Annotated in this window: 29 protein-coding genes; 20 read left to right on the top strand and 9 right to left on the bottom strand. The window is 59.0% G+C overall.

What is annotated here, in order from left to right; translation table 11 throughout:
• Positions 1-99: 99 nt before the first annotated feature.
• On the top strand, positions 100-267 hold the full coding sequence (gene rpmG / locus O4G74_RS12550; protein WP_269402954.1) for a 50S ribosomal protein L33: 168 nt from the start codon (positions 100-102) through the stop codon (positions 265-267).
• A 129-nt stretch (positions 268-396) separates the two neighbouring features.
• Positions 397-861, top strand: a complete 465-nt coding sequence (locus O4G74_RS12545; protein WP_269402953.1) for a universal stress protein — start codon at positions 397-399, stop codon at positions 859-861.
• A gap of 21 nt (positions 862-882) precedes the next feature.
• Here O4G74_RS12545 and O4G74_RS12540 read toward each other — a convergent pair whose 3' ends face one another.
• The gene (locus O4G74_RS12540; RefSeq protein ID WP_269402952.1) at positions 883-2,253 is read right to left on the bottom strand and encodes a PleD family two-component system response regulator; all 1,371 of its coding nucleotides are present in this window, start codon (positions 2,251-2,253) and stop codon (positions 883-885) included.
• Positions 2,250-2,642 carry a response regulator gene (locus tag O4G74_RS12535; RefSeq protein ID WP_269402951.1) on the bottom strand — a complete coding sequence of 131 codons (393 nt, stop codon included), beginning with the start codon at positions 2,640-2,642 and terminating at the stop codon, positions 2,250-2,252. The genes O4G74_RS12540 and O4G74_RS12535 overlap by 4 nt, the downstream gene beginning before the upstream one ends.
• 110 nt (positions 2,643-2,752) lie before the next feature.
• On the opposite strand from O4G74_RS12535, the gene O4G74_RS12530 reads away from it, so the two are divergent.
• The 6 genes from O4G74_RS12530 (at position 2,753) to O4G74_RS12505 (ending at position 7,498) form a co-directional block, all read left to right on the top strand.
• Positions 2,753-4,048 (top strand): DNA polymerase IV, encoded by a 1,296-nt coding sequence (locus tag O4G74_RS12530; RefSeq protein WP_269402950.1) that lies wholly within the window; start codon positions 2,753-2,755, stop codon positions 4,046-4,048.
• Positions 4,049-4,121: 73 nt separating this feature from the next.
• Positions 4,122-4,583 carry a RidA family protein gene (locus tag O4G74_RS12525; RefSeq protein ID WP_269402949.1) on the top strand — a complete coding sequence of 154 codons (462 nt, stop codon included), beginning with the start codon at positions 4,122-4,124 and terminating at the stop codon, positions 4,581-4,583.
• An 8-nt stretch (positions 4,584-4,591) separates the two neighbouring features.
• Positions 4,592-5,317, top strand: coding sequence for a glycerophosphodiester phosphodiesterase family protein (locus O4G74_RS12520; protein WP_269402948.1), 726 nt, complete (start codon positions 4,592-4,594; stop codon positions 5,315-5,317).
• Between the two features lie 15 nt (positions 5,318-5,332).
• A complete protein-coding gene (locus O4G74_RS12515) occupies positions 5,333-6,496 on the top strand; it encodes a GNAT family N-acetyltransferase (RefSeq protein ID WP_269402947.1) in 1,164 nt (387 codons plus the stop codon).
• Positions 6,493-7,089, top strand: coding sequence for a hypothetical protein (locus tag O4G74_RS12510; RefSeq protein WP_269402946.1), 597 nt, complete (start codon positions 6,493-6,495; stop codon positions 7,087-7,089). Before O4G74_RS12515 ends, O4G74_RS12510 begins: the two co-directional genes overlap by 4 nt.
• Positions 7,064-7,498: an HIT family protein gene (locus O4G74_RS12505; protein WP_269402945.1), complete on the top strand. Its 435-nt coding sequence runs from the start codon at positions 7,064-7,066 to the stop codon at positions 7,496-7,498. Before O4G74_RS12510 ends, O4G74_RS12505 begins: the two co-directional genes overlap by 26 nt.
• 159 nt (positions 7,499-7,657) lie before the next feature.
• Here O4G74_RS12505 and gatB read toward each other — a convergent pair whose 3' ends face one another.
• The 5 genes from gatB to gatA all read right to left on the bottom strand — a co-directional run bounded on the left by gatB (position 7,658) and on the right by gatA (position 11,861).
• Complete coding sequence (gene gatB, locus O4G74_RS12500; protein ID WP_269402944.1) at positions 7,658-9,169, bottom strand: Asp-tRNA(Asn)/Glu-tRNA(Gln) amidotransferase subunit GatB; 1,512 nt, start codon at positions 9,167-9,169, stop codon at positions 7,658-7,660.
• Positions 9,170-9,247: 78 nt separating this feature from the next.
• Positions 9,248-9,592 carry a hypothetical protein gene (locus O4G74_RS12495; protein WP_269402943.1) on the bottom strand — a complete coding sequence of 115 codons (345 nt, stop codon included), beginning with the start codon at positions 9,590-9,592 and terminating at the stop codon, positions 9,248-9,250.
• Positions 9,593-9,747: 155 nt separating this feature from the next.
• On the bottom strand, positions 9,748-10,062 hold the full coding sequence (locus O4G74_RS12490) for a hypothetical protein (protein ID WP_269402942.1): 315 nt from the start codon (positions 10,060-10,062) through the stop codon (positions 9,748-9,750).
• A 58-nt stretch (positions 10,063-10,120) separates the two neighbouring features.
• Positions 10,121-10,378, bottom strand: coding sequence for a hypothetical protein (locus O4G74_RS12485; RefSeq protein WP_269402941.1), 258 nt, complete (start codon positions 10,376-10,378; stop codon positions 10,121-10,123).
• A gap of 10 nt (positions 10,379-10,388) precedes the next feature.
• Entirely contained in the window at positions 10,389-11,861 is a 1,473-nt protein-coding gene (gatA, locus tag O4G74_RS12480) for an Asp-tRNA(Asn)/Glu-tRNA(Gln) amidotransferase subunit GatA (RefSeq protein ID WP_269402940.1), read from the bottom strand.
• Between the two features lie 167 nt (positions 11,862-12,028).
• Here gatA and O4G74_RS12475 point away from each other — a divergent pair, with 167 nt between their 5' ends.
• On the top strand, positions 12,029-12,478 hold the full coding sequence (locus O4G74_RS12475) for a DUF6491 family protein (protein WP_269402939.1): 450 nt from the start codon (positions 12,029-12,031) through the stop codon (positions 12,476-12,478).
• Positions 12,479-12,623: 145 nt separating this feature from the next.
• Positions 12,624-13,064, top strand: coding sequence for a DUF6491 family protein (locus tag O4G74_RS12470; protein WP_269402938.1), 441 nt, complete (start codon positions 12,624-12,626; stop codon positions 13,062-13,064).
• A gap of 58 nt (positions 13,065-13,122) precedes the next feature.
• Here O4G74_RS12470 and gatC read toward each other — a convergent pair whose 3' ends face one another.
• Entirely contained in the window at positions 13,123-13,410 is a 288-nt protein-coding gene (gatC, locus tag O4G74_RS12465; RefSeq protein WP_269402937.1) for an Asp-tRNA(Asn)/Glu-tRNA(Gln) amidotransferase subunit GatC, read from the bottom strand.
• A gap of 79 nt (positions 13,411-13,489) precedes the next feature.
• Here gatC and ruvX point away from each other — a divergent pair, with 79 nt between their 5' ends.
• From ruvX to O4G74_RS12445, 4 genes are read left to right on the top strand one after another with little or no spacing between them, the layout of a single operon-like run.
• A complete protein-coding gene (gene ruvX, locus O4G74_RS12460) occupies positions 13,490-13,948 on the top strand; it encodes a Holliday junction resolvase RuvX (protein WP_269402936.1) in 459 nt (152 codons plus the stop codon).
• Complete coding sequence (locus tag O4G74_RS12455; RefSeq protein ID WP_269402935.1) at positions 13,945-14,871, top strand: AEC family transporter; 927 nt, start codon at positions 13,945-13,947, stop codon at positions 14,869-14,871. The genes ruvX and O4G74_RS12455 overlap by 4 nt, the downstream gene beginning before the upstream one ends.
• A gap of 54 nt (positions 14,872-14,925) precedes the next feature.
• Complete coding sequence (locus O4G74_RS12450; protein WP_269402934.1) at positions 14,926-15,873, top strand: aspartate carbamoyltransferase catalytic subunit; 948 nt, start codon at positions 14,926-14,928, stop codon at positions 15,871-15,873.
• Entirely contained in the window at positions 15,870-17,141 is a 1,272-nt protein-coding gene (locus O4G74_RS12445) for a dihydroorotase (protein WP_269402933.1), read from the top strand. The genes O4G74_RS12450 and O4G74_RS12445 overlap by 4 nt, the downstream gene beginning before the upstream one ends.
• A gap of 3 nt (positions 17,142-17,144) precedes the next feature.
• Here the strand turns inward: O4G74_RS12445 and O4G74_RS12440 are convergent, their stop codons facing one another.
• Positions 17,145-17,723: a TetR/AcrR family transcriptional regulator gene (locus O4G74_RS12440; protein WP_269402932.1), complete on the bottom strand. Its 579-nt coding sequence runs from the start codon at positions 17,721-17,723 to the stop codon at positions 17,145-17,147.
• Positions 17,724-17,859: 136 nt separating this feature from the next.
• Between O4G74_RS12440 and plsY the strand changes: the two genes are divergently transcribed.
• From plsY to rsmA, 6 genes are all read left to right on the top strand, one after another.
• On the top strand, positions 17,860-18,471 hold the full coding sequence (gene plsY / locus O4G74_RS12435) for a glycerol-3-phosphate 1-O-acyltransferase PlsY (RefSeq protein ID WP_269402931.1): 612 nt from the start codon (positions 17,860-17,862) through the stop codon (positions 18,469-18,471).
• Complete coding sequence (gene dprA / locus O4G74_RS12430) at positions 18,468-19,541, top strand: DNA-processing protein DprA (RefSeq protein WP_269402930.1); 1,074 nt, start codon at positions 18,468-18,470, stop codon at positions 19,539-19,541. The genes plsY and dprA overlap by 4 nt, the downstream gene beginning before the upstream one ends.
• Before the next feature lie 132 nt (positions 19,542-19,673).
• Entirely contained in the window at positions 19,674-21,881 is a 2,208-nt protein-coding gene (locus O4G74_RS12425) for an LPS-assembly protein LptD (RefSeq protein WP_269402929.1), read from the top strand.
• A gap of 120 nt (positions 21,882-22,001) precedes the next feature.
• Positions 22,002-23,246, top strand: coding sequence for a peptidylprolyl isomerase (locus O4G74_RS12420; RefSeq protein WP_269402928.1), 1,245 nt, complete (start codon positions 22,002-22,004; stop codon positions 23,244-23,246).
• A gap of 15 nt (positions 23,247-23,261) precedes the next feature.
• Positions 23,262-24,272 carry a 4-hydroxythreonine-4-phosphate dehydrogenase PdxA gene (pdxA, locus tag O4G74_RS12415; protein ID WP_269402927.1) on the top strand — a complete coding sequence of 337 codons (1,011 nt, stop codon included), beginning with the start codon at positions 23,262-23,264 and terminating at the stop codon, positions 24,270-24,272.
• Positions 24,262-25,098: a 16S rRNA (adenine(1518)-N(6)/adenine(1519)-N(6))-dimethyltransferase RsmA gene (rsmA, locus tag O4G74_RS12410; RefSeq protein ID WP_269402926.1), complete on the top strand. Its 837-nt coding sequence runs from the start codon at positions 24,262-24,264 to the stop codon at positions 25,096-25,098. The genes pdxA and rsmA overlap by 11 nt, the downstream gene beginning before the upstream one ends.
• Positions 25,099-25,104 lie beyond the last annotated feature (6 nt).

Below are 25,104 nucleotides of genomic sequence, written 5' to 3'. Positions count from 1 at the left end.
TCGTCCGGCGCCCCCCTGCGGACAGGCGCTTGACTTTACTCAGCCACCCCTCCATTAAGCGCCCTTCGATTTCTCAGAACACTCGCGAGAGCAACCGTCATGGCAAAGCCGACAACCATCAAGATTCGCCTGAACTCGACTGCCGGGACGGGCTTTTTCTACGTCACGAAAAAGAACCCCCGCAACATCACCGAAAAGATGGTGATGCGGAAATACGACCCAGTCGTGAAGAAGCACGTCGAATTCAAGGAAGGCAAGATCAAGTAAGATCTTTCCGAATACGACTTACGAACGAGCCGGGCCCTGTGTCCGGCTTTTTCTTTGGCGTTAGGTAATTGCGCTTATGGACCCTAAGCCTGTCTCAGTTGTTATATGACTGAAGACAGGAGGTGTTCCATGGCTCTCGAATTCAACAAGGTTATCGCCGTCATCGACATTGATGACCACCTTGCACCCATCATCATGCAGACTGCAGAATCGCTGACCGCCGCGTCTGGCGAGTTGCATGCGATCGATTCCAACCCATTCATTACGACCTTTGAGTCTCCTTACGCAGCAGGCGCGATCGAGGCCGACTCGAAAGCTCATCAGGCCGATGCTGAAAGGCGCCAGGAAGCGATGGAAGCACTTTCAGCCAAGCACGCCGCAAATGCGACCGTGGCCGTTCTAGACGGCGACCCGTCACGCGATGCCGCAAGCTATGCGAAAAAGATCGACGCAGACCTGATCGTCATCGGGTCACATCAGAAAACATGGTGGAAGCGGCTGCTTCTAGGTTCTGAAAGCTCTGACATGCTGCGTGAGGCGCCTTGCGCAGTCTTCGTGGTCACTGAGGCCTACACGAAGCGCCTCAAGGCATAAGCGCAAACGCTTAGCCGCCAATCAGGCGGCCAGACTTTTTACCTGGTTGCGACCGGCCGACTTGGCCTTGTAAAGCGCATCATCGGCGCGGCGCATCATGTCGGCGATCGTATCTTCGTCACCCTGGAACGTCGCCACGCCAGCGCTCACCGTGACCTCGAGCGCGCTGGAACTACGGGTTCCGCCATCGAATGCCTCAGCCGCAATTGCGCGGCGAATACGTTCAGCCGCTGAACAGGCAAGATCGCCGCCTGTCTCAGGCATTATGACGAGGAACTCTTCGCCCCCCGGACGACAGACAATATCCTTGGGCCGGACGTTCGCCATGATACGTTCGGCGAACTCTTTCAGGACGCGGTCGCCTGCTTCATGACCGTAGACGTCATTCACCTTCTTGAAGTGGTCGATATCGACTGACACAACTGAAAGCGGTGTGCCGCCCATGGAAGAACGCTTCATCCACAGGCTGAGCTGGTTGTTCATGTAGCGGCGATTGTAGAGACCGGTGAGCTGATCGATGACCGACAGTTCGAGCCCACGATCCACACGGTTTCGAAGGATTTCGACATAACGCGACCGGCGTGTCTGTGTGCGGATGCGTGCAAGAAGTTCCTCAACGGCCAGAGGCTGTTGAATGACATCGCTTGCGCCAAGTTCCAGAGCCCGCCCAGCCAACTCAACGTCACGCTCATCAACCGTTACAATGATGGAAAGCGCACGCGTCGCATCATTTGTACGCAAATGGGCACAAAGTCGGAGCGGATCGTACCCCTGATTGCTCAACCCCAAGAGGACCACATCCAGCTTTTCGTTGCCAGACTTCTTGAGGCCGTCCGCTTCCTCTAGCGTGAAGACACTGTGTCCTGCTCGCTCAAGCGGCTCGCGCAGGCGTTTGACATTGTAAGGGCTGGTATCAACGACCAGCACATTCACAGGACGGTTTAAGGTGGACGCCTCGTCCTCATTGAACGCGCCAATCTTGACGCCGCTGGCTTCGCGCTGGCGCAGTTCAGTCGTGACGGCATTGTAGCGTATCAGCGCGCTGAGCCGAGACATTAGTGCAAAATCGTCGACCGGCTTTGTAAGGAAATCGTCAGCGCCGGCATCGAGGCCGCGCACGCGGTCAGCCGTTTCACTAAGCGCTGTCAGCATGACGACAGGAATATGGGCGGTCTCCGGAGAAGCCTTGAGCTGGCGGCAGACTTCATAGCCATCCATGCCGGGCATCATGACATCAAGCAGGATGATCTCCGGCGAAGAGCTATGCGCGACTTCGATCGCCTGAGGACCATTTTCAGCGAGGAGGACCGAGTAGTACTTTGCTTCCAGCTTGGCCTGCATCAAGCGCCGGTTCGCCAGAATATCGTCGACAACAAGGATACGCGCGCTCATGCGGCCTGCCTGTCTGAAATCAGACCATCAACAGTCGAGCGAAATGAGCGCATCTGGATCGGCTTTGAAAGGTAGGCTTCGCAGCCTGCTTCGCGAACCAGCTTCTCATCTGCGCGCATGGCAAATGCGGTGACAGCCAGGACAGGAATAGAGGCGATCGTCTCGTCATCCTTGATCCAGCGCGTAATATCGAGGCCGGAAACGTCAGGTAGCTGAATGTCCATGACGATGAGCGCGGGTTTATGCTCCCGGGCGAGTTCTACAGCGCGGGCCCCGTCGCGGCATTGCAGCGTGTCGTACCCAAAAGCATCAAGCAGGTCACAGAACAGGCGCATGTTCAGTTCGTTGTCCTCGACAACGAGTACCTTTTTGCGTGCGCCGCCAGTCATGCCTCTGTTTAGCCCCCCAAAACTGAACAATTCATCAAGAATACTCTTACCCATAAGAGTCTTAAGCTATGTTTTAATTCCTCATACGAACTTGCCGGACACCCCAGAACATGAGAAGAACATTCATGGCGTCGCTGTGCCGTGACTGCTCGGCAGTCCATTCAGAAAAAGTGTCGCAATGTCGGTCCTGTAGCAGCGATCGGATCATTTTCCATGCCCGGCTCGAGCAACTCAGTGTTGCGCATATCGACTGTGACGCATTCTATGCCGCCATAGAAAAAAGAGACAATCCGGAGATACGGAATCGCCCGGTTATCGTAGGTGGCGGCCAACGCGGTGTCGTAGCGACTTGCTGCTATATTGCCCGGCTCGACGGCGTCCGCTCCGCCATGCCGATGTTCAAGGCGCTCAAAGCATGTCCAAATGCAGTGGTCGTGCGCCCGGACTTCCGCAAGTATTCAGCCGCTTCCCGCGAGATCAGGCAAAAGCTCGAAGCACTCAGCCCGATGGTGCAGATGGTGAGCATCGATGAAGGCTATATAGACCTCTCCGGAACCCAGCGCCTCCATTCACATCTGCCGGCCGCCCTTCTCGCCACACTGGCTCGGGACATAGAAAGAGATCTGAAAATAACGATATCGATCGGCCTGTCTGAGAACCGCTTCCTCGCAAAGATGGCGAGCGAGATGGACAAGCCGCGCGGCTTCGCAGCCGTCTCCCGGTCTGACGCCAAGGATATCCTCGGTCCGATGCCGGTGAGCGCGATACATGGTGTCGGACCAGCTTTCGCATCCCGCCTGTCGAAGGCTGGCCTGAACCTGATCAGTGACGTCCAGCGCCGCGAAAGAGCTGACATGATGCGCAAATATGGTGAAAGCGGCCAGCACCTCTGGGACCGGGCGCATGGGATAGACAATCGCCGCGTCACGCCTGATCGGGAACGAAAATCAGTCTCTTCAGAACGCACCTTCAATAGTGATATCTCTGACCCGCAGACGCTCGATGACAGGCTTTGGTCCGTCTGCGAAGAGACCGCGACCCGGGCCAAGGCACATGGTGTGGCGGGCTATGTCGTCACCCTGAAGCTCAAGACGAAGACTTTCCGCAGCCTGACGCGCAACGTGACACTCTCTGAGCCTACACAGCTTGCCCAGACGCTGTTTCGCGTGGCTCGCCCACTGCTACAGCGTGAAACGGCGGGTACCACCGCCTACCGGCTGATCGGGATCGGCATTTCAGACCTGCACCCGGCTGGCCACGACCAGGTCGATCTTGTCGATCCGGGGGTTGCCAAGCGCGCAGCGGCCGAACGTGCGATGGACGAAGCGCGTGGCAAATTCGGGGACCAGGCGGTGCAGACCGGACGGGCTATGCGACTGGATCGCCGAAAAAGCACGCCCGACTGAACCTCGCCTTGCCCGGTGCCAAGGCATATGTCTAAGAGGGGTCGCGCACAACAACTATCGGAGTCGCCCTTCCATGAGCACACCTGAAGCCCGCCTGATCAATCTCGGCATCACGCTCCCGGAGCCTATGAAGGCGGTCGCCAACTACGTGCCCTTTGTCATTTCCGGACAGCATCTTTTCGTTTCCGGACAGGTCAGCTCCACCCCGGACGGACTAGTGACAGGTCGCCTCGGTGAAACCATGGACCTCCCCGCGGGCCAGGAAGCAGCGCGCCGTTGTGGCATCAACCTGCTGGCTCAGTGCAAGGCGGCGTTAGGAGATCTTTCAAGAGTTACTCGCGTGGTGAAACTCGGCGGATTCGTGAACGCCCATCCGTTGTTCACCGACATCCCGCAGGTCATCAATGGCTGCTCGGACCTGATGGTTGATGTTTTCGGAGATGCCGGACGCCATGCCCGCTCAGCCGTGGCATGTCCGACCCTGCCCCTCGGCGTCGCGGTGGAAATTGACGGGATTTTTGAAATTGCGAATTGAGGAACGATTTGGCTGAACGGTTCAATCTGCTCGACTACCACTATGCCCATCGCGGACTTTGGTCTGCGGACGCCTATCCAGAGAACAGCCTGGAAGCGATCCTGGCTGCTGGCGGCGGCGGTATAGGCTGTGAGCTCGATGTTCGGCCAGCTGCGTGTGGTACGCCCGTCGTGTTCCATGATGCGGTACTCGACAGAATGACCGAAGCCGAGGGCCTTGTCGCCAATCACTCGGCCGAAGACCTCACCCAGCTGACCCTGAAGAGTAATGGCACCTTTGCGACGCTCGATCAGGTTCTCGATGCCTGGACTGCTGATACACCTCTTCTCATCGAAATGAAGATTGATGGCGAAACTGACGCCGAGGGGTTTGCTGGTCTCGTCGCAGAACGTGTCGAGGCGTTCAAAGGCCCGGCGGCCTTGATGAGCTTTAGCCGCCGCGCCGTTTCTGCGATCCCGCCCAGCGTCATGAAAGGGGCGCTGATCCTGCCCAGCCGGATGTCACAGGACATCACGCTTCAGGCGCTCGTCAGTACATCTGCCGCCCTGATGCCTGATTTTATCGCGGCACACTGGTCCGATGCCCGAGATGCGCAGATGACCGCGACAGACTATGGACTTCCCGTCGCCGTCTGGACCGTGGACACGGCCGACCGCGCGGAGGAGCTAAAGTCGCTTCTCGTTGCTCAGATCTTTGAAGGTTTCGATCCCGCCTTTGTCAGGCTGGAGGCGTGAGCTAGATCCCGTTTCATGGATGAACCCCGCCTGGAAATTCGACTGATTCACAGCCTCGATGAGGTCAACGCAGACGAATGGAACGCGGTCGCCAACCCGCCAGGCGAGCCCTATGACCCCTTCCTGAGCTGGCAGTTCCTGCAGGCCATGGAAGAAAGCGGCGCCGCATCGCCGGAAACCGGGTGGGCCCCGCATCACGTCATCGTGCAAAAGGCCGGACAAGGCCTTTGCGGCGCGATGCCACTTTATCTCAAATCCCATTCCCAGGGTGAGTTTGTCTTCGACCATAGCTGGGCAGACGCTTATGAGCGCGCTGGCGGCCACTATTATCCAAAACTTCTCTCTGCCGTCCCTTTCACGCCCGTCACGGGGCGCCGCCGCCTCGTGCGGCCGGGCCCGGATGCGACGCAGATCTCAGATGCGCTTCTCGGCGCGGCGGTAAAGATCGCCGCCGATAACGACATCTCCTCGCTCCACATCAATTTCCTCACCGGCGAAGACGCCCTGCGGCTGGAAACGGCAGGCCTGCTGGTGCGCACCGACCAGCAATTCCACTGGCACAATGATGGCTATGAGAGCTTCGACGACTTTCTGGCGGTCCTCTCCTCCTCCAAGCGCAAGAACCTCCGCAAGGAACGGCATAAGGCACAGGAAGGCCTGACATTCCGTCACATCACCGGGAATGAGATCACCGAAGATCATTGGGATGTCTTCTACGAGTTTTACCTCGATACCGGCGCGCGCAAATGGGGCACGCCCTATCTCAAGCGCGAAACCTTCTCCCTGCTGGGCGAGCGGCTGGCAGACCACATCCTGCTGATCTTCGCCGAAGAGGACGGCCACCCGATCGCGGGCGCCCTCAACATGATTGGCGGCGACAGACTTCTGGGGCGCTACTGGGGCACCGTCTCCCCCCGGCCGATGCTTCACTTCGAGACCTGCTATTATCAGGCGATCGATTTTGCCATTGCGCGCGGCCTCAAGACGGTCGAGGCAGGCGCCCAAGGCGGCCACAAGCTCGCGCGCGGCTACGTGCCTGAAACGACCTATTCAGCTCACTGGATCGCCCATGAGGGCCTAGCCAGCGCTGTGGAGGAATATCTCGGACGCGAACGCCAGATGGTTGAAAGGGAAGCTGACTTTCTACGTGAGAGAACGCCGTTTAAGAAAGACGGATGACTTCGCTCGTCACGATACGGCGCTGTGCGACGCTTCAGGAGGCCCTCGTCTGTAAGGGTTTGCTGGAAGCCAACGGCATCCACGCCATTGTCGAAAACTACCACCACGCATCGAATGACTGGTTGCTCATTCCCGGTCTTGGAGGTGCCCGCGTCGCCGTCCCATCCACCGATGTCGAGACCGCGCATGATGTGATCAGGAGGAGCGCCCAGGATGGCGCTGACCTGCTCGAAGAGAAATTCGGCGCTTATGAAACACCGCAGCGCTATGGCGTCATAGCTCTCTGGTACATGATCCTGCACCAGTTTCAGGTCGCCCTCTTTCTGTGGGTGTGTTTCTTCTACGTGCTCCTGAAATTTCTGGATGCTGTCCTGCCAAGCCACTGGTTCGTATCGAAGGCCCCGACCATCGAGCGAGACTGGACGCCCGAAGTATCTGCCGGAAGCTGGAACCCGATTACAATGAGCGGCTGGAACATTGAAGGCTCCCTGTTTGTTATTGTGATCATCCTTGTCTTCGTGGCCGACCGGCTGATAAAGCCAAGGACAGACACCAGAGATGAGGCCCATGACCCTCCACGGCACCTACGATAAAGACAATATTTTCGCTAAAATGCTACGCGGCGAGATGCCCTGCGTGAAAGTCTTCGAGGATGACGTCGCTCTCGCCTTCATGGACATCTTTCCTCAGACGACAGGCCACACGCTCGTCATCCCAAAGGACGTAAAGGCGCGCAACTTCCTTGAGCTAAAGCCTAAGAAAATTGGCCCTTATATGGAGCGCGTCCAGACGGTCGCGAAGGCAGTGGAAAAGGCGCTAGAGCCCGATGGGCTTCGTATCCTGCAATTCAACGGCGCGCCCGCTGGCCAGACGGTCTACCACCTCCACTTCCACATCCTGCCCATCATGGAAGGCCAGACCGGACGCCCTCATGCGAGCGGCGAACCAGCGGACACTGAAGAGTTGAAAGCACTCGCCGACAAGATTGCTGCTTACCTCTAGGAAAGCACGCCATTAGCAGCGTCGCTTTCGATGAGTGCAACTCATCTGAGAGTCCAGCTCCTGCTCTCTCGGCAATGGCTATCGCGACAGGTACAGGCTAGCCCGTCCAACCGCGAGCCCGCCCCAAGGTGAGGCGCATAACCGAAAGTCGTTGTAAAGCTAAAGACCCAGCTTCTGCTTCAGGATTTGATTGACCGCGCCCGGATTCGCCTTGCCGCCCGACGCTTTCATCACCTGCCCGACGAACCAGCCCATGGCTTTTGGCTTTTCCTTCACCGAAGCGGCCTGCTCCGGGTTCTCGGCAATGATCTGGTCCACGATCGCTTCAATGGCGCCAGTATCAGTCACCTGTTTCAGGCCGTGCCTCTCGACGATATCGCCCGGATTGCCCTCGCCATCGATCATGCGGGCAAAAACGTCTTTCGCGATCTTGCCTGAGATCGTGTCATTGGAGATGAGGTCTACGAGTTCGCCGAGCTGAGCGGCTGAAACGGGGCTCGCTGCCAGCTCGAGGTCTTCGCGGTTCAGATAGCCAAACAGTTCCTGGCTGACCCAGTTTGCTGCAAGCTTCGCATCGCGCCCTTTGGCGACCGCTTCGAAAAACTCTGCGCGTTCGCTGTCGGCGGTCAGAACGCCGGCATCATAGCGCGAGAGGCCGTACTCACTTTCAAAACGAGCGCGCTTGTCGTCCGGCAACTCCGGAAGGTTCGCCTTGATATTCTCGATGAAGAGGTCATCGAACTCGAGCGGCAGGAGGTCCGGGTCCGGGAAGTAGCGATAGTCGTGCGCGTCTTCCTTGGAACGCATGGAGCGCGTCTCGCCCTTGTTCGGATCAAACAGACGGGTTTCCTGATCAACCTTGCCGCCGCTTTCGAGGATCTCGATCTGGCGGCGTGCTTCGTACTCGATCGCTGCCTGGATAAAGCGGAACGAGTTCATGTTCTTGATCTCGCAACGTGTGCCGAGATGGCTGAAGTCGCCGGTCTCGCGAAACTTCTCATAGCCGCCAGGCTTGCACACGGAAACATTAACGTCCGCACGCAGATTGCCCTTCTCCATGTCACCGTCACAGGTGCCGAGAGCGACCACGATGGATTTGAGCTTCTTGACGTAAGCCGCTGCTTCCAATGGTGTTCTTACGTCCGGCTTGGAAACGATTTCCATCAGGGCAACGCCAGAGCGATTGAGGTCCACATAGGTCGCCGTCGGGTCCATATCGTGGATCGACTTGCCCGCATCCTGCTCAAGGTGAAGGCGTTCAATCCGTACAGGGAAGGAATAGGCCGGGTCGCCATGAGCTGGCTCTACATCAACCTCGATCTCGCCCTCGCCCACGATTGGGTGGTCGAACTGGCTGATCTGATAGCCCTGCGGAAGATCCGGATAGAAATAATTCTTGCGGTCAAAACGCGACCATTTGTTGATTTTCGCCTTCAGGCCGAGGCCCGTGCGTACCGCCTGTTCAACACACTTCTTGTTGATGACCGGCAGCATGCCTGGCATCGCCGCATCAACGAGCGAAACATTGCAGTTCGGGTCCGCGCCAAACTCGGTCGAAGCACCAGAAAAGAGCTTCGCTTCGGACGCAACCTGCGCATGGACTTCGAGCCCCATCACAAGTTCCCAGTCTCCGGTGTCGCCTTTCAGCGTATAGGTCGGCCGCTCGCTCATTTCGCGTGGTCCTTCAAGCAGTTTCTGCTTGCTACATAACGGGCGAATAGTCCCCGTGCCACCCCGAATTGCGGCTAGTCAGAGGCCGAATTTGCGGTCGAGGCTGAGCGTATCTTCTTCACGGAAAGCGAGCAGGATGAGCGTGCCAGCGAAAACGGCGAGTGAGGGAAAAAACAGAACCTGCCGGGAGCTTTCATCAAGCAGGTAGAGCCCTAGCGGATCGAGGATGTACTTCCAGATTACAAGAATCCCAAACCCAAGGATAACCGCCTGGGCCGGATAGACATATCTGCGAAAAAGGCCGACCACCACGGCAAGGCCGATCACCACTTGAAGGATACCCCAAGGAAGCTGCAACCAGTCCATGCTGACCGTGCCGCCATAATATTTGTCGGAAACACCGACGGCTGCAGCGGGCGACATGATCTTGATGAGCCCCCCAGATCACGAGCAACAGGCCCGTACCAGCGCGCATCAATAGTAGGGAAATGGATTTCATGGCTCAGCCTCCAGACTAGAGCCCTAAGTGGGCTGGGCGGGGCTGAACCTCAAATCTCGATTTCGTTCCTGGGCAGGGCTTATTTGCCCAGTTTCTTATGCGCGGCCGCAACGCGTGCCTTCCGGGCCGCCATCCGGTCTTTGACGTTGGCACTGAGACGGCTCGGCGTCTCGGCTTCTTCAGCCTTTCGTTCACGGCGATACTGGATCCGCTCGACAAAGATCGCACCGCGCAGCGAGATATAGAGCGCAGCGACGACGGCCGCGAGCCAGTACATCCGCGTGCGTGGATGGAACGGATTCACCCCGTTATACCACGCCATCAACAGGATCAGCAGGACCATGAAGGCAAATGCAAGGACGGCGTAAAGCGCGGTTCTGGTTTTTCTCGACATGTTGACCTTCTAGCATTCGCCCACTGAGGCCGTCACGCTCACAGATGCGTTACAAAGCTCATTCGCGCTTATTCCATCCATCGGCGATGGGCAGCAGAGGCAACAGCACCAGAAAGAGTGCGAACAGAAACAGGGTGGCAGGCACCGCAACGCCCTTCGGCCCATCCGTTGCCGACTGCACTGTCGCTGCATGAATACCAAGCCCCGCAAGCAATGCCGCGAGCGGCCAGCGAACCGCGCGAGAGCGCAGCAGTCTCAGAGAGAACAGGCCGGTTGTGCTCTTTTCGAGAAGGTTGCGGTGGCCACGCGTCGACATGGCCGCCAGCCTACCACCACTTATGAGGTTTCGCCACGAAGCCGGCCGCTTCCTCAATCGCACCGGCTACGCGGAAGCAGGACGCCTCATCCAATGCCTTGCCGATCACCTGGAGGCCAAGCGGAAGGCCCTGACTATCCAGCGCTGCTGGCACCGAGATGCCTGGCAGGCCGGCAAGGTTTGCTGTGACGGTGAAGATGTCGTTGAGGTACATCTGCACCGGATCGGCCTTCTCGCCATACGCAAAGGCGGCCGACGGACAGGTCGGCGTCAGGAGCGCATCACACTTCTCGTATGCCTCAATGAAATCATTGAGGATTTTCGTGCGAACCTTTTGCGCGCGCAAGTAGTACGCATCGTAATAGCCGGACGAAAGCACATAGGTGCCGATCATCAGGCGGCGCTGCACTTCTGCGCCAAACCCCTCAGAGCGGGTGCCCTCATAGGTGCCCACCAGATTGTCGCCCTGAACGCGTGTGCCATAGCGCATGCCGTCATAGCGCGCGAGGTTCGAAGAGGCCTCTGCCGGTGCGACGATGTAGTAGGCTGGCAGCGCGTATCTCGTGTGCGGCAGAGACACGTCGACAATCTCGGCGCCCTGCTCTTGCAGCCATTTGATCCCCTGCGCCCAAAGTGCCTCAATTTCTTCAGGCATGTTGTCGACGCGATATTCCTTCGGAATGCCGATCTTCATGCCTTTGACACCCTGCTTGACGCTTTCGCGCCAGGCCGGAACAGGTTCTGGTAGAGAGGTCGAATCCTTGGCATCGTGGCCGCACATGGCTTCAAGCAGGATGGCGCTGTCCTCGACCGTCTTGGCGATCGGGCCTGCCTGATCGAGCGAGGACGCAAACGCGACCATGCCATAGCGGCTCGCGCGGCCATAGGTCGGCTTGATACCGACAGTGCCCGTGAAGCTTGCAGGCTGGCGAATGGAGCCGCCCGTGTCCGACGCCGTGGCACCAAGGCAAAGGTCAGCCGCAACAGCCGCCGCAGAGCCACCCGAAGAACCGCCCGGAGTCAAATTCTGGTTAGAGCCTTCACGGCGCCACGGGTTTGCAGGCGGGCCGAACCGCGAGGTCTCGTTCGACGAGCCCATGGCGAACTCATCCATGTTGAGCTTGCCGAGCATGACCGCGCCGCGGTCCCAGAGTTGCTGGGTTACGGTCGACTCATAAGTCGGCGTGAATTCGCCCAGAATGTTCGAACATGCGGTAGTACGCACATCCTTGGTGCAATAAAGGTCCTTTACGCCAAGCGGTGCGCCCTCCAGCGCCTTCGCCTCGCCCGCCGCGATCCGAGCGTCCGCTGCGTCTGCCATTTCCAGCGCCTTCTCCGGCGTCTTCACGACATAGGCGTTCAGTGTGTCGTTCGATGCCTCGATCTCCTTGATGAAAGCCTCGGTCAGTTCACGCGATGAGAAGGCCTTGGCAGACAGCCCATCGAGGGCCGCAGCGAGTGTAAGTTTCGTGAGGTCGGTCATCTGGCAAGGATCCACAAGAATAGGTTTGCGCCTTCGTATGCTGGCCGGGCTGGAGAGTTCAAGCCCCGTTGACTGAAACGACGCATTTGAACTGGAGGCGCTACTCAGTCGTTGAGTTGCAATATAGACTGCGCACTCTCGCGCCAGTTGCAGATCGGAGGAAACACATGACCCGCACGAAACTTCTATTCGCCCTTCCGGCCACCGCCCTGTTTGCCCTCGCCGCCTGCACCTCGCAGCCGGATGCTGGGAACGACGAGCCCGAAGCCTGGCGAACGGACGCTCGCCTTGGCGAAAAGGTCGACAGGGTCTGCTTTGCGTCGAATATTGACAGCTTCCGGATGGCAACCCGCAACAGCGTTATCGTCGAAGAAGGCGTGAATGACGAATACCTGATCGAAACAGTGGGTAGCTGTTATGACCTTGGTGGCGCAAATTCGCTCAGCTTCGACACTTTTCCCGGTGCAAGCTGCGTTAGGAAGGGTGATTCGATCTACGCCTATGACAGTGCATTCGGACCCGACCGGACAGATATTCCACCAGCACGCTGCCCGATCAGAGGCATTTATGAGTGGAACGAGGACGCAGCTGAAGACGCTGACGACGAACAGGAATAGCTATCCGCAGGCCGGTTCAGACTTGGACTTTCCTTTAAGCCAGATCAAACGCTTTGCGTATCCGCTTTGATACTCGCCAACTCTGGTATACACTAGCGGTTGAGCGCAAGCTTTTTGCAGCTCTTGAGCGATGAGGAGTTATCCCATGAAGATCTTCGCAATGATCGGCGCAGCAAGTGCTGCAGCAACCATGTTTGGAGTTACGGCAATTGCTGAAACGCCGAATGCGGGACCAGATGACTATCTCAGCGATGTGCGCCTTGGCGAACAAGTCGACCGCATCTGCTTCCGAGACCAGATCAATGACTTCCGAGAGGGAACCTCAATGACGGTCATCGCGGAGCGAGGTGTGAAGGACTACCTAATCGAAACAACCGAAGAGTGTGATGAGCTCAATGGTGCGCAGACCGTTGTTCTGGACGGCACGTTTGCGGGCGGGCGGTGCGTCACAACTCGTGATCGCATATCCGCATCCCAAAGCTATTTTGGAAGCGATGCGAGCAATGCTGCCTATCTGTGCCGCATCAAGGCGATCTATGAATGGAACGAAGACGCGCTGAGCGCTGACGTCGCTTCAATCGACTGACGCCAGCGCGACGTCTGCCAGAGAAGCCCGCGACCCACTCCGGCCCTGCGGGCTTTTCTTATTCGACTGACTTCGGAACGACGAAGAAACCGTCTTCACTCTTTGGCGCGTTTGCCAGCACCTGACCTTGTATGTTGCCGTCGGTGACGACGTCATCGCGCATCGGCAGCGTCGCATCGACGACAGAGGTCATCGGCTCGACACCGTCGACATCAACCTCGTTCAGCTGCTCGATCCAGCCCATGATGGAGGTGAGCTCGTTGGCCAGCGGTTCGAGACGGTCCTCGCTCACGGCAATGCGCGACAGGCGGGCTACCTTGCGGACATCTTCCTTCGTGACACTCATGAGCGGGTCTCCAATCGACAGAACCGTGCGATACGCGCTAGGCAGGGCAAATTCAAGAGAAGGGGGCACAGAGCCTCACATGGCGACCATCGACCTGTTCGATTTACCGCAAAGCGGCCCGCTTGTCGGCATTGACCCTGGCTCGAAGACGCTGGGCATCGCCGCCTGCGACGCTGGCCGCCTGATCGCCTCTCCCGTCGAGACCATTAAAAAGGGCCGCAAGCTTGGCCCATCCCTCGACCGATTGTTTGACATCATCGACCAGAGAAAAACGGTCGGCATCGTCATGGGCCTGCCGCTCAACATGGATGGCAGTGAGGGTCCGCGCGCTCAGTCGGCACGCGCCCTCGCGCGTAATATCATGGCGCGCCGCGACATTCCTATCGCCTTTCAGGACGAGCGTCTGTCCAGCAGCGAAGCCGAGCGCGCCATGATTGCAGGCGACCTGTCCCGCGCCCGCCGCGCAGAACTTATCGATGCCTCGGCCGCCGCAATCATCCTTCAGACGGCCATCGACAGGCTGGCGAACGCTTCATGAGCGCGTTCCTTTCAGCGCTCGTTCCGGTCATTCTAATAGTCGCGCTCGGGCGGTTTCTGGGCTGGCGCAAAACAATCACTGACGATGGCTGGCGCGCTATTGAACGCCTCGCCTATGTCGTCCTCTTTCCCGCCCTGATCATTCGCGCACTGGCCAACGCGCCCTTTGAGGAAGCGCCTTGGGCGCTCATGGCCTTGCTCAGCGCCGCCCAATGCCTGCTCGGCGCGTTCGGCCTGTTGGCGCGCCGCTGGCCGGGCATAAGGCGCCCGGGAATCGGCTCTATCATCCAGTCCAATGTCCGCTGGAACACTTTTGTCGCCCTCTCCATTGCCAGCGCCCTATTCGGCGATGAAGGCCTCGCCCTCGTTTCTATCGCTGCGGCCGCCATGATCCCGGCTGCTAATGTCCTCAGCGTCGCTGCACTCACCAGCCACGCCGAACGCGAAGGCCTGCCAAAGCGAAACCCGGTCAAGGAACTCCTGCGCAACCCGCTCATCATCGCCTGCGCGGTGGGTAGTCTTCTCGCTGCGCTCAACATCGAAATCCCTCCCCTCCTCGACCTCACCATAGATCTTCTTGGGCAAGGCACGATCGCACTTGGCTTGCTCGCCGCCGGTGCTGGCATGGATATCGCCGCCCTTGGCCGCTCGGGACTCAAGACCGTCACCTGGTCGCTCGTGCGCCTCATCGGATTGCCGGTACTCGCCATAGGCGGTGCGCTCCTCCTTGGCATCAGTGGCACGCCGCTCGCCATTGCGGTCATCAGCTCATCGGTGCCAACAGCGACCAGCTCTTATATTCTGGCGCGCCAACTTGGCGGTGACGCACCGCTTGCCGCGAATCTCATCGCGATGCAGACGGTACTTTCACTCATCACCATGCCGGTCATCTGGTTCGCCTGTCTCAGCTTCGGGCTGTTCTAGGCCTTGCGGGGGGCTGAAATCGCGCCTAAACCGCCGAAAATCGAAAGGCAGCGCATGTCCATTCCGGGCTACAGCTACAAGTTTGATCACAAGCATCTATTGAGCATTGAGGACCTGTCCCGGCTCGATATCGAACATATTCTTGATCTGTCCGAAGAGTTTGCAGAGGCAACGCGCGCCGGCCGCAGGCCAGATCCGCACCTCAAGGACATGACGGTCATCAATCTCTTTTTTGAGAATTCGACCCGGACCATGTCCAGCTTCGAGATCGCGGCCAGACGCCTTGGTGCAGACGTCGTGGCGATGCCCATCGCCCAGTCCAGCGTCAAGAAAGGTGAGACGCTGATCGACACGGCAATGACGCTCAACGCGATGTCTCCCGACGCCATCGTGATCCGCCACTCAGCCTCGGGTGGGGTGAAACTCCTTTCCCGAAAGGTAGACTGCGCGGTCATCAATGCCGGTGACGGCACCCATCAGCATCCAACGCAGGGATTGCTGGACACGCTGACCATCCGGCGCACCAAGGGCCGGGTCGAAGGGCTGAAGGTCACTATTTGCGGCGACATCCTGCACTCGCGTGTTGCACGCTCTACGACACTGGCCCTGCACCTGCTTGGCGCAGAGATTACCCTCTGCGGGCCAGCAACACTTCTGCCATCTGGGACCGAGCACTGGGGCGCCGCCCGCACCACGCACAACTTCGATGACGCCATAGAAGGCGCCGACGTCGTCATGATGCTGCGTCTGCAGATGGAGCGCATGAACGGCGCCTACCTGCCGAGCCAGCGCGAATATTTCCGAAATTTTGGTCTCACCAGAGAGCGCCTTGCTCGCGCTGCCAGCGACGCAACCGTCATGCATCCGGGCCCGATGAACCGTGGCATCGAAATCGAAAGCGCGATCGCTGATGGAGACCGCTCTGTTATCACCCAGCAGGTCGAAATGGGGGTCGCGGTTCGCGAGGCTGTGTTGAAACTGCTCGCCGGGAGACGCGTATGAGCCGGACTCTGATCACGAATGCTCGTCTCCTCTGCCCGGCGTCCGGACGGGATGAGACGGGAAGCCTTCTCATCGAGGATGGCAAAATCGCTGCCATCGGCGACATTGCTGGCGAAGCCGACACGCTGATTGACGCGTCGGGCTTGTGCCTCGCGCCCGGTCTCGTGGATCTTCGCGTGAAGACCGGCGAACCCGGCGGTGAACAGCGCGAAACGCTCGAGACTGCTTCACGCGCGGCTGTATCTGGAGGAGTGACGAGCATGGTCGTCATGCCGGACACCGAACCCGTCATTGATGATGTCGCCCTCGTTCAGTTCATCACGAACCGCGGCCGCGAAACATCAAAGACCCGTATCTACCCAGCCGGCGCGTTGACCATCGGCCTGGAGGGCCAGGCCATGTCAGAAATCAGTCTGATGCAGGGCTCAGGCGCGGTCTTCTTCACAAATGGCGACTGGCCAGTCGGGGACACATCAGTCCTGCGGCGTACGATGGCTTATGCCGCCAGCTGCAATGTCATGGTCTCAAGCCGCGCCGATACCTATGCCTTGTCAGCACGGGGCGTCATGAATACAGGCGCCCGGGCTGCGCGCATGGGCCTATCCGGCCTGCCGCGCGAAGCGGAATGGATTGGCCTATCGCGCGACCTGTTTCTTGCCGAGGCAACTGGCTGCAGGCTCCTCGTCGATCAGGTATCCACCGCACGCAGCCTCGAAATCATCCGCGAGGCCCGCGATCGCGGCGTGGAAGTCTATGTCAGCGTCGCAGCCCATCATCTCTTCTTCAATGAGACCGACGTCGGCGACTATCTTACCTACTGCAAGGTCAATCCACCTTTCCGGAATGAGGACGACAGGCAAGCGCTCATTGATGCTCTGGCTGCCGGCGAAATCGATGCCGTCGTTTCCGCGCATGACCCACAGCCACCGGAAGAAAAACGTCTTCCCTTTGGCGAAGCCGCCTTTGGCGCGGCCGGGCTCGAAACAGTGCTGTCGGCGCTTCTCGTCCTGGTTCAGGATGAGCGGCTCAACCTGCTCGACGCGCTGCGCCCGGTGACGGCGTCACCCGCAAGTCTCATTGGCGTACCGCAAGGCCGTCTGGTTGAGGGATTGCCTGCTGACCTCATCCTGTTTGACCCGGACAAGCCCTGGCACTGTGAGCGTGAAAATCTGCTCTCGCGATCTCTGAACTCGCCTTTCGATGGGCGCCGCATGGTCGGCCGGGTCATGCACACCATCATAGAGGGCGAAACCGTCTTCCAGAGATAGACGTCAGAAGTCGAGGAGAGACAGGAGTTCGCCCTCAACCTCGACAAGGTCGACCGAAAGCCCGCGCGACAACACGTCGAACTCGATCCCCCGGCAGTAGCGAACAAGCCGGCTCGCCGACATATCAGGATATTGATCTCCCAGCCGCCGAAGCGCTTCATAAAACTGGGCAGGCAACAATTCTGCCCACGCTGCAACTTCCTGCTGCAGAAGCTCATCGCGCTGCGCATAGGCGATCATTGCATATTCGATGCGCGCGAGGTCAGCTCGCTCCGGTGAAGTCGCAATCAGCATCATAAGGAACTGTACGATATCGTGTGATGATCGCAGCGGCTTGGCCTCAAGCGCTTCGACCAACCCCGCCTCATAATCGGCCATATAAAGCCGGAAGGCGTCAGACAGCAGCGCGTCTATGGTGTCGAAATGATAGGTAATGGTCCCGGGCGAGACGTCGGCCTCTGCCGATACCAGCCTGTGCGTGATCCGGTCTGCGCCCCAGTCGGGGATCAGGTCCAGTGTCGCCTGAAGGATCTTCTCCCGGGCAGGCAAAATCTGAACGGTGTCACTGTCAGCTGTCATCATCGCCCAATCCTATAGTAATCAACGGCAAAGCGATGGTTAAAGCCATTCGCGCGTTTCGCACTGCGTCTTGACCTCACACAAAGACACGCACACAAAACCCCTCCCCGCCGCTAACATCCTGTCAGGAAACATTCTTATGGACGGCATCGCCTTCATTATCGCGGCCCTCGGCGGCTACCTTCTCGGTTCGATCCCGTTCGGCCTCTTCATTACACGCGCAGCCGGCCTTGGCGACATTCGTGAAATCGGTTCCGGCAATATCGGCGCGACCAATGTCCTGCGCACGGGCCGGAAGGATCTGGCACTCGCCACGCTCCTCCTCGATAGCTTCAAGGCGGGCCTCGCCATCGTTGGTTTCGCCCTCGTCTTCGGCGACCGGAATGTCGGCCTGATCGCGGGCGTCTTTGCGTTCATCGGCCACTGCTACCCGATCTGGCTCCGCTTCAAGGGCGGCAAGGGCGTCGCGACCTATGCAGGCTTGCTTTTGTTCGCTTCCTGGAAAGGCTTCCTGATTGCCGCGCCGATCTGGCTGGCCGTGTTTTTCCTCTCGCGCATTTCGTCACTGGCAGCCCTCACAGCGGCGACGCTGGTGCCTGTCGGAGCCTGGCTGCTCGGAGAGACACAGTTCGCCGTCGGTGTCCTCGTCGTGCTGAGTGCCCTCGTGTTCTGGACCCATCGCGCCAACCTCAAGCGCCTCCTATCTGGTACCGAACCGAAGTTCGGACAGAAGAAGAAAGACACCGCTTGAGCGCCGGCTATAGAGACGAGCAGCGCGTCTACTGGCTTGCCCTGGCCCGTGCGCCGCAGGTCGGGCCCGTCACTTTCTTTCAGCTTCTGGCGAAGTATGGTTCGCCCCAAGAGGCCGTCGAACGCGCAGGAATTCGCGCCAGTCTTGATTCGGCGCGCCGCGAACTGGACGATGCCGCGCAGCTAGGGGCGACGGTGCTCCTGTCTGAGGATGAGGCCTACCCAGCAGGTCTTCGCGAACTGTCGCCGCCACCGCCTGTCCTTACAGTTCTTGGTGATATCAGCTTGCTTGAGCGCCCCGCGATTGCCCTTGTCGGCGCACGCGATGCTTCGGCGGCCGGTCGCAAGATTGCGCGCGAACTGGCCGCCTCGCTTGGCAAGGCGGGCCTTGTAATTGCATCAGGTCTGGCGCGCGGCATTGATGGCGAAGCCCATCAGGCAGCACTTCCCACAGGCACGATTGCGGTGCTCGCGGGCGGCGTCGACCAGATCTACCCGCCCCAGCACGAAGCGCTTTATCATGAAATCGTGAGTAACGGGCTGGTTGTGTCGGAACGCGCTTTCGGCCGGCGTGCGACGGCGCAAGACTTTCCTCGCCGAAACCGTATCATCACTGGGCTCGCAGTTGGCACCGTCGTGGTCGAAGCGACCGAGCGTTCAGGTTCACTTATCTCAGCGCGTATGGCTGGTGAACAGGGCCGCGAAGTCATGGCTGTCCCCGGCTCGCCGCTGGACAGGCGCGCAGCCGGCACCAATCGCTTGCTACGTGAAGGCGCAACACTGGTGCGCCACGCTGAAGATGCACTCGAAGCAGTCGCCTCGCAGATCGAAGACACTACGGTAAGGTTCCACCCAACCCTGCCCTTCGACCCGCCTGACAATTCCGGGGCAGGCGATGATGATGGCCTCACAGAGAGGATCGTCGAAGCCCTCTCTCCGACACCGCTGCCGATCGCAGACATCGCCCGTGCCACCGGTTGCACAGCGAGGCAGTGCGCCGCGCGGTTGATGGAACTTGAACTGGAAGGCCGCGCCTTGACCCATGCGGGTGGACTAGCTTCGCGGGTATAGTTAATAGCTTCGCTGTACAAATCAGCCAGAAAGTCAGGAAAGTCCCTTTCACGCTGGTTAGAAGTGTAGACCTGTACCGGGACTGCGCTTATGCGAATTCAAGGAAACCTGTTCGTATCGAGGGGAGGCGAGATGGCCAGTTTGAAGATTTCTCTTGCGTCATTGCTAGTCGCCACCGCTGCGCTTCCAGCCCTCGCGCAGGAACCGGAAACAAAGGAAGTTTCCGCTCAGGATGACACCGTTGCCGAAGAGCGTGTGATCCTTGATGCAGACAATGCCTACGTCCTTGAAGATGAGAATTTGGTCGTCGCTGAGGGCAATGTGCGCGCCGAATATGGCGAGCGCGTCCTCACCGCAGACCGGTTGACCTATAATCGCGAAACCGGACGTGTTCGCGCGCAAGGCAACATCGTTATTACTGAGCCTGATGGCACCGAGCGTTTTGCCGAAGAAATCGAAACGGATTCCCGTCTGGTCGACGGCTTTGCGACAGGCTTTTCAATCCGCACACCAGAGGGTGAGTCCGCTGCCGCAAATACGGCTGAACGCCGTAACGAAACAATCACTGAACTGGACCGTGCTGTTTTCACTGCGTGTGAACTCTGTGAAGGCCAGACGACCCCAACATGGTCCATCCGTGCGCGCAAAGCCGTTCTCAACGAAGACACCGGCATGTTCACCTATCGGGACGCCGTGTTCGAAATTGCGGGCGTTCCCGTCGCCTATTTCCCTTATTTCGCCCACCCGGACCCACAGTCCGAACGCCGATCGGGTTTTCTTGTCCCGCGCTTCGGTGCCTCGACGAAGTATGGTGCTTTCCTTCAGCCACGCTATTATTGGGCAATCTCGCCCTATCAAGACCTCGTCGTCGCGCCGGCCTTCTACACCAAGATCGATCCGCGCCTGGAATTCGACTATCGCAAGCGCTTCTATAGCGGCGACGTGAACATGAACTTCAGCTTCACAAACGAAGCGCGCTTCGACGACGATGGTGAGCGGCTCAATAACAAGGCGTTCCGCGGACACTTCTTTGCTGACGGCCGTTTCCGCATTTCCGAGGACTGGGACTGGGGTTTTGCGGTCGAGGAAGCCAGCGACGACCTCTACACCGACCGCTATGACGTCGATGGCGAGAATGATCGCCGTGGCATCTATTACAGCCAGCCTAAAACGCTTCTCTCGCAGCTCTACACGCAGGGCCAGACGAAAAACTGGTATGTCGACGCCTCGGTCCAGACGTTCGATAACCTGCAGGCTCAAGGTATCGCCGAGGACCGCATCGCGGACGTTCTGCCTCTGATCAACTCACAGTATGATGTGGACTTCGGCAAGTATGGCTTCCTCAGCCTTACCGGTTCTGCCGCATTCCTCGAGCGTGTCGAAGGCGCCGACAGCCGCCGCGCCTCTGCCGGCGCGAATTGGTCGACCCAGCGCATCATACCGGGCGGCCTTATCGTGGAGCCCTTCGCGGAAGCGCGTTTTGACTATTACGACGTGAATGATTTTCCGACGGTTGATGAAAGCACCACTATTTCGCGTGCGCTCGGATCGACAGGCGTCAAGCTTTCGATGCCCTTCTACCGTCCCGGCCGCAATGTCGACCTGCTGGTCGAGCCTATCGTCATGGGTGCGATTTCATCCGGCAGCCCGAATGATGAGCAGATACCCGTGGAGGATGGCGCGTTCTATGAACTCGACACTTCCTCATTGTTCGATGCGAATGCGCAGGCGGGCTATGACCTGTACGAAGGCGACAAGAAGCTTGGCGCCGGCATCTCAGCGACGGCGCGCTGGAAAAACGGATTCGAAATTTCGGGTCTTGTCGGCCGCCGTTGGCGCAGCGAAGCAGATCCGGCCTTCGACGTGCCGAGCAACCTCGATGGTACGGTGAGTGACTGGCTGGTCAGCGCGTCTGTCGAGTTCAATGACTATTTCAGCATCGACACCAAGCTGCGGCTTGACGATGACACGCTCGACATCAACCGTCTTGATACCGCGCTCAATATCGACATTGAAGATTTCGCCCGGACAAAGGCGATCTACTACCGGCTCGATGAGAGCATCGCGCGATCAGGCGTCCGCCAGGAAGGCCTCTTCCTGCTTGGTGAAGTCTTCGTGCGGGATAACATTCTCATTCTGTTCGAACTTCAGCGGGAGTTTGAGCAGAACCTCAATATTCGCCAGGGCTTCGGCATAGGGTATGAAGACGAATGCTCACGCTTCGAACTCGTCTACGAACGCCAGGGCACACAAAACCGCGAACTTGGCCCGTCGGAATCGATTGTGTTCCGCTTTGGCTTCAAGACAATCGGTGAATTGGGGTCCCGCAATTTCGACTAGTCCGTCCCGGGCAACCACCAGTCTGACTGAGTGCACACCGTTGCGCGTGCTCTGATGCTGGGTATGCTTCGCATGGGCAAGGGAACAGCACTGTCTACCGCGTCACCTTGGAGGTTTGCGATGATGAAAACACTTATGGCGTCCGCGCTTGTAGCCGCTACTGCCAGCTCTCTTTCAGCGCCTGCCATGGCGCAGAGCGAAACGCAGACGATCGAGGGCATCGTCGCGATCGTGAACGATCAGCCGATCTCCTATAGCGATGTGCGAGAGCGCGGCAGCCTCCTGCTGCTTACGCTGGGTGCACAGCAACCGACTCAACAGCAGATCCAGCAGGTGACGTCGCAGGCTCTGGATGAGCTGATCGACGAAAAGCTGCAACTTCAGGAAGCGGCCGAGTATGAGGTTGAAGTCTCCGAGGATGACATCAATCGCGCCATCGCCGACATGGCGCGCCAGTCAGGTCTCGACCGGGACGGCCTCGTAAATGTTCTGCTGCAATCCGGCGTGAATCCGACCAGCCTGGAAGAGCAAATGCGCGCAGAGATCGCTTGGCGCCGCATCATGGGTGGTCTCTATGGCTCGCGTATTCGCATCTCACGCAACCAGATTGACGAAGCTATCGAGCAACAGCGGAATGCGCTGACGCAGGTTCAGTACAACCTCGACGAAATCTTTCTCTACGCACCAACCGAGCAGGACAAGGCGCAGGCGCTGCAAGGTGCAGGAACCATTCTGGAGCAACTCGAGGCCGGTGCCCCCTTCTCGCTTGCTGCCCAACGACTGTCTTCGGCACCTACGTCCGCAGCTGGCGGTGATATGGGCTGGGTGGCGCTCGATGACATCGACCCTGAAGTTGCAGAAGCCGTTCGCAATATGAGCGGCCCTGGCATCTCCGAGCCGATTACCGTGTCCGACGGTATCTACCTCATCAACTACAAGGCCAAGCGCGACCCGAACGAACTTGAGACCCGTGTTGACCTGGTGCGTCTTGCCGTCGTCGACGGATCAGAAGACGCGCTTCGCGACGCAGCGAGCCAGGCGAATAGCTGTCAGACCGCAATCGAAGCCGCGGATGCTGACCCTAATCTCAGCGCCAATGAGCTGACCGATATTCGCGTCGAGGATCTTGGCGCCGAAGGTCAGAACATGATCAGCGAAGTGTCAGTTGGCCAGCCGACCCAGGTCTTTGCGACCTCCGGCACCCTCGCAGTAATGTATGTCTGCGACCGTCGTCAGTCTGGGGCCGCCGTTCCGACCCGCGAAGAGATGGAAGACCGTCTGTTCGGGCGTGAACTTCAGATGATCTCCCAGCGTTCACTCCGCAATCTGCGCCGCGAAGCTACGATCATCCAGCGCGGCAGCTAACAGTCCGGATATCCCATGGCCAATTCTGAGGACCTGCCGCTCGCCGTTACCATGGGCGACCCGGCCGGCTGCGGGCCACAAATTACACTGCGAGCCTGGAAAACGCTTTCTGCAGAATCTGGCGTCACCCCATTCTATGTAACGGGTGATCCAGCCATCTTTGGAAACGCGGCTGCTGTCATCGATCACCCCGCGGACGCAGCACGCCTGTTTGCCGACAAGCTCCCTGTCCTGCCGCTGGGAACTGACCTACCCCGTTTCTCGGCGGGGACGCCCGACAGCGGCTTGGCAGCGGGCATTGTCGAAAGCATCGACCGCGCCATGGCCGACACATTTGCAGGTCATGCCGGCGGGGTTGTCACCAATCCGATCTCTAAATCAGTCCTGTATTCGGCCGGCTTTCGCCATCCAGGCCACACTGAATACCTTGCTGAGCTCTGTGAAGCGCATACTGGTCAACCGAGCCCGCCAGTCATGATGCTCGTTGGGGGCGGCCTCAGGGTCGCGCTTGCAACCATCCACGTGCCGCTGATGCGTGTCCTGGACCATCTGACTTCAACGTCTCTTGAATTGGTGATCCGGATTACGGCGCAGGCCATGCAGCGCGATTTCGGTATCGGCATGCCGCGCATCGGGCTCACGGGCCTCAATCCGCATGCAGGCGAAAGTGGGACAATCGGGCTGGAGGAGCGTGACATAATCAACCCCGTCGCAGACCGACTTCGCGCCGATGGCATTGATGTTTCCAACGCACGTCCTGCCGACACAATATTCGCAGAAACACTGGATGGCCGTTTCGACGCGGTTATCGCCATGACGCACGATCAGGGGCTCATACCGGTAAAGACGCTCGACATCTGGGGCGGGGTAAATACGACACTTGGTTTGCCAATCATCCGCACCAGCCCGGATCATGGCACGGCCTATGACGCCGCTGCTGCGAATACCGCACGACCCGACAGCCTGATCGCTGCCATTCGCCTTGCCAGCGAGATGGCCGCACAGAGGGCCCGCCATGACGGATGAACTGCCAAGACTTACCGAAGCCCCTGCCCGCAAGGCGCTCGGCCAACATTTCCTGTTCGACCCGGATATCTTGCGGCGCACAGCGCTTGCAGCTGGTCCCGTGAAGGGCCGCACAATAATAGAAGTCGGCCCTGGCCCGGGAGGACTAACGCGCGCCTTGCTCAATGAAGGTGCCGCGAAACTCATCTGCGTCGAGGCCGATGAGCGGTTTGCCGTCGCACTTGAAACATGGCCCGAAGCGGTCGATGGCCGCCTCCGCGTTTACCAGCGCGATGCCCGAAAAATAAACTGGACCACCATTATCGAAGAGTCCGGCGGCAGCATGCCTGCGATGATCGTCGCCAACCTTCCCTATAATGTCGGCACGCCGCTTCTCGTCGACTGGCTCAAGACCGGAGACTGGCGCGGTGAAATGGCGCTTATGTTCCAGAAGGAAGTGGCTGAACGCATCGTCGCTGGCCCCGGCACGCCACATTATGGCCGCCTGGCCGTTCTCACACATGCCGTTTGCGACGCTCATATCGCCTTCACGCTGCCGCCCGGCGCCTTCCGCCCACCGCCCAGGGTGGACAGTGCGGTCGCAGTCCTCACGCCGCTCCAGCCGGACAAGCGATTCGCTGATCTTGAAACGCTTGAAAAAGTATCGACCGCCGCTTTCGGTCAGCGCCGCAAGATGCTGCGGGCCAGTTTGAAAGCGCTTGCCAAGACCCGTGGGATCGACGCAACCGAGTGGCTGGAGAGCTGCAATATCGATCCGACTGCACGCGCCGAGACACTGACGCAGGACGAGTTCAGGGCGCTGGCCGAAAGGCTCGCAAGCGCCTGATGGTCC

This window comes from Henriciella marina, assembly GCF_027213945.1.
Taxonomy (GTDB): Bacteria; Pseudomonadota; Alphaproteobacteria; order Caulobacterales; family Hyphomonadaceae; genus Henriciella; species Henriciella marina_A.
Note: the sequence above shows the minus strand (reverse complement) of the source record. Positions and strands in the feature narration are given on the sequence as shown.

Coding starts and splice junctions, on each gene's coding strand:
- rpmG (WP_269402954.1), top strand. CDS start 100: ATGGCAAAGCCGACAACCATCAAGATTCGCCTGAACTCGACTGCCGGG.
- O4G74_RS12545 (WP_269402953.1), top strand. CDS start 397: ATGGCTCTCGAATTCAACAAGGTTATCGCCGTCATCGACATTGATGAC.
- O4G74_RS12540 (WP_269402952.1), bottom strand. CDS start 2,253: ATGAGCGCGCGTATCCTTGTTGTCGACGATATTCTGGCGAACCGGCGC.
- O4G74_RS12535 (WP_269402951.1), bottom strand. CDS start 2,642: ATGACTGGCGGCGCACGCAAAAAGGTACTCGTTGTCGAGGACAACGAA.
- O4G74_RS12530 (WP_269402950.1), top strand. CDS start 2,753: ATGAGAAGAACATTCATGGCGTCGCTGTGCCGTGACTGCTCGGCAGTC.
- O4G74_RS12525 (WP_269402949.1), top strand. CDS start 4,122: ATGAGCACACCTGAAGCCCGCCTGATCAATCTCGGCATCACGCTCCCG.
- O4G74_RS12515 (WP_269402947.1), top strand. CDS start 5,333: ATGGATGAACCCCGCCTGGAAATTCGACTGATTCACAGCCTCGATGAG.
- O4G74_RS12510 (WP_269402946.1), top strand. CDS start 6,493: ATGACTTCGCTCGTCACGATACGGCGCTGTGCGACGCTTCAGGAGGCC.
- O4G74_RS12505 (WP_269402945.1), top strand. CDS start 7,064: ATGACCCTCCACGGCACCTACGATAAAGACAATATTTTCGCTAAAATG.
- gatB (WP_269402944.1), bottom strand. CDS start 9,169: ATGAGCGAGCGGCCGACCTATACGCTGAAAGGCGACACCGGAGACTGG.
- O4G74_RS12495 (WP_269402943.1), bottom strand. CDS start 9,592: ATGTCGCCCGCTGCAGCCGTCGGTGTTTCCGACAAATATTATGGCGGC.
- O4G74_RS12490 (WP_269402942.1), bottom strand. CDS start 10,062: ATGTCGAGAAAAACCAGAACCGCGCTTTACGCCGTCCTTGCATTTGCC.
- O4G74_RS12485 (WP_269402941.1), bottom strand. CDS start 10,378: ATGTCGACGCGTGGCCACCGCAACCTTCTCGAAAAGAGCACAACCGGC.
- gatA (WP_269402940.1), bottom strand. CDS start 11,861: ATGACCGACCTCACGAAACTTACACTCGCTGCGGCCCTCGATGGGCTG.
- O4G74_RS12475 (WP_269402939.1), top strand. CDS start 12,029: ATGACCCGCACGAAACTTCTATTCGCCCTTCCGGCCACCGCCCTGTTT.
- O4G74_RS12470 (WP_269402938.1), top strand. CDS start 12,624: ATGAAGATCTTCGCAATGATCGGCGCAGCAAGTGCTGCAGCAACCATG.
- gatC (WP_269402937.1), bottom strand. CDS start 13,410: ATGAGTGTCACGAAGGAAGATGTCCGCAAGGTAGCCCGCCTGTCGCGC.
- ruvX (WP_269402936.1), top strand. CDS start 13,490: ATGGCGACCATCGACCTGTTCGATTTACCGCAAAGCGGCCCGCTTGTC.
- O4G74_RS12455 (WP_269402935.1), top strand. CDS start 13,945: ATGAGCGCGTTCCTTTCAGCGCTCGTTCCGGTCATTCTAATAGTCGCG.
- O4G74_RS12450 (WP_269402934.1), top strand. CDS start 14,926: ATGTCCATTCCGGGCTACAGCTACAAGTTTGATCACAAGCATCTATTG.
- O4G74_RS12445 (WP_269402933.1), top strand. CDS start 15,870: ATGAGCCGGACTCTGATCACGAATGCTCGTCTCCTCTGCCCGGCGTCC.
- O4G74_RS12440 (WP_269402932.1), bottom strand. CDS start 17,723: ATGATGACAGCTGACAGTGACACCGTTCAGATTTTGCCTGCCCGGGAG.
- plsY (WP_269402931.1), top strand. CDS start 17,860: ATGGACGGCATCGCCTTCATTATCGCGGCCCTCGGCGGCTACCTTCTC.
- O4G74_RS12425 (WP_269402929.1), top strand. CDS start 19,674: ATGGCCAGTTTGAAGATTTCTCTTGCGTCATTGCTAGTCGCCACCGCT.
- O4G74_RS12420 (WP_269402928.1), top strand. CDS start 22,002: ATGATGAAAACACTTATGGCGTCCGCGCTTGTAGCCGCTACTGCCAGC.
- pdxA (WP_269402927.1), top strand. CDS start 23,262: ATGGCCAATTCTGAGGACCTGCCGCTCGCCGTTACCATGGGCGACCCG.
- rsmA (WP_269402926.1), top strand. CDS start 24,262: ATGACGGATGAACTGCCAAGACTTACCGAAGCCCCTGCCCGCAAGGCG.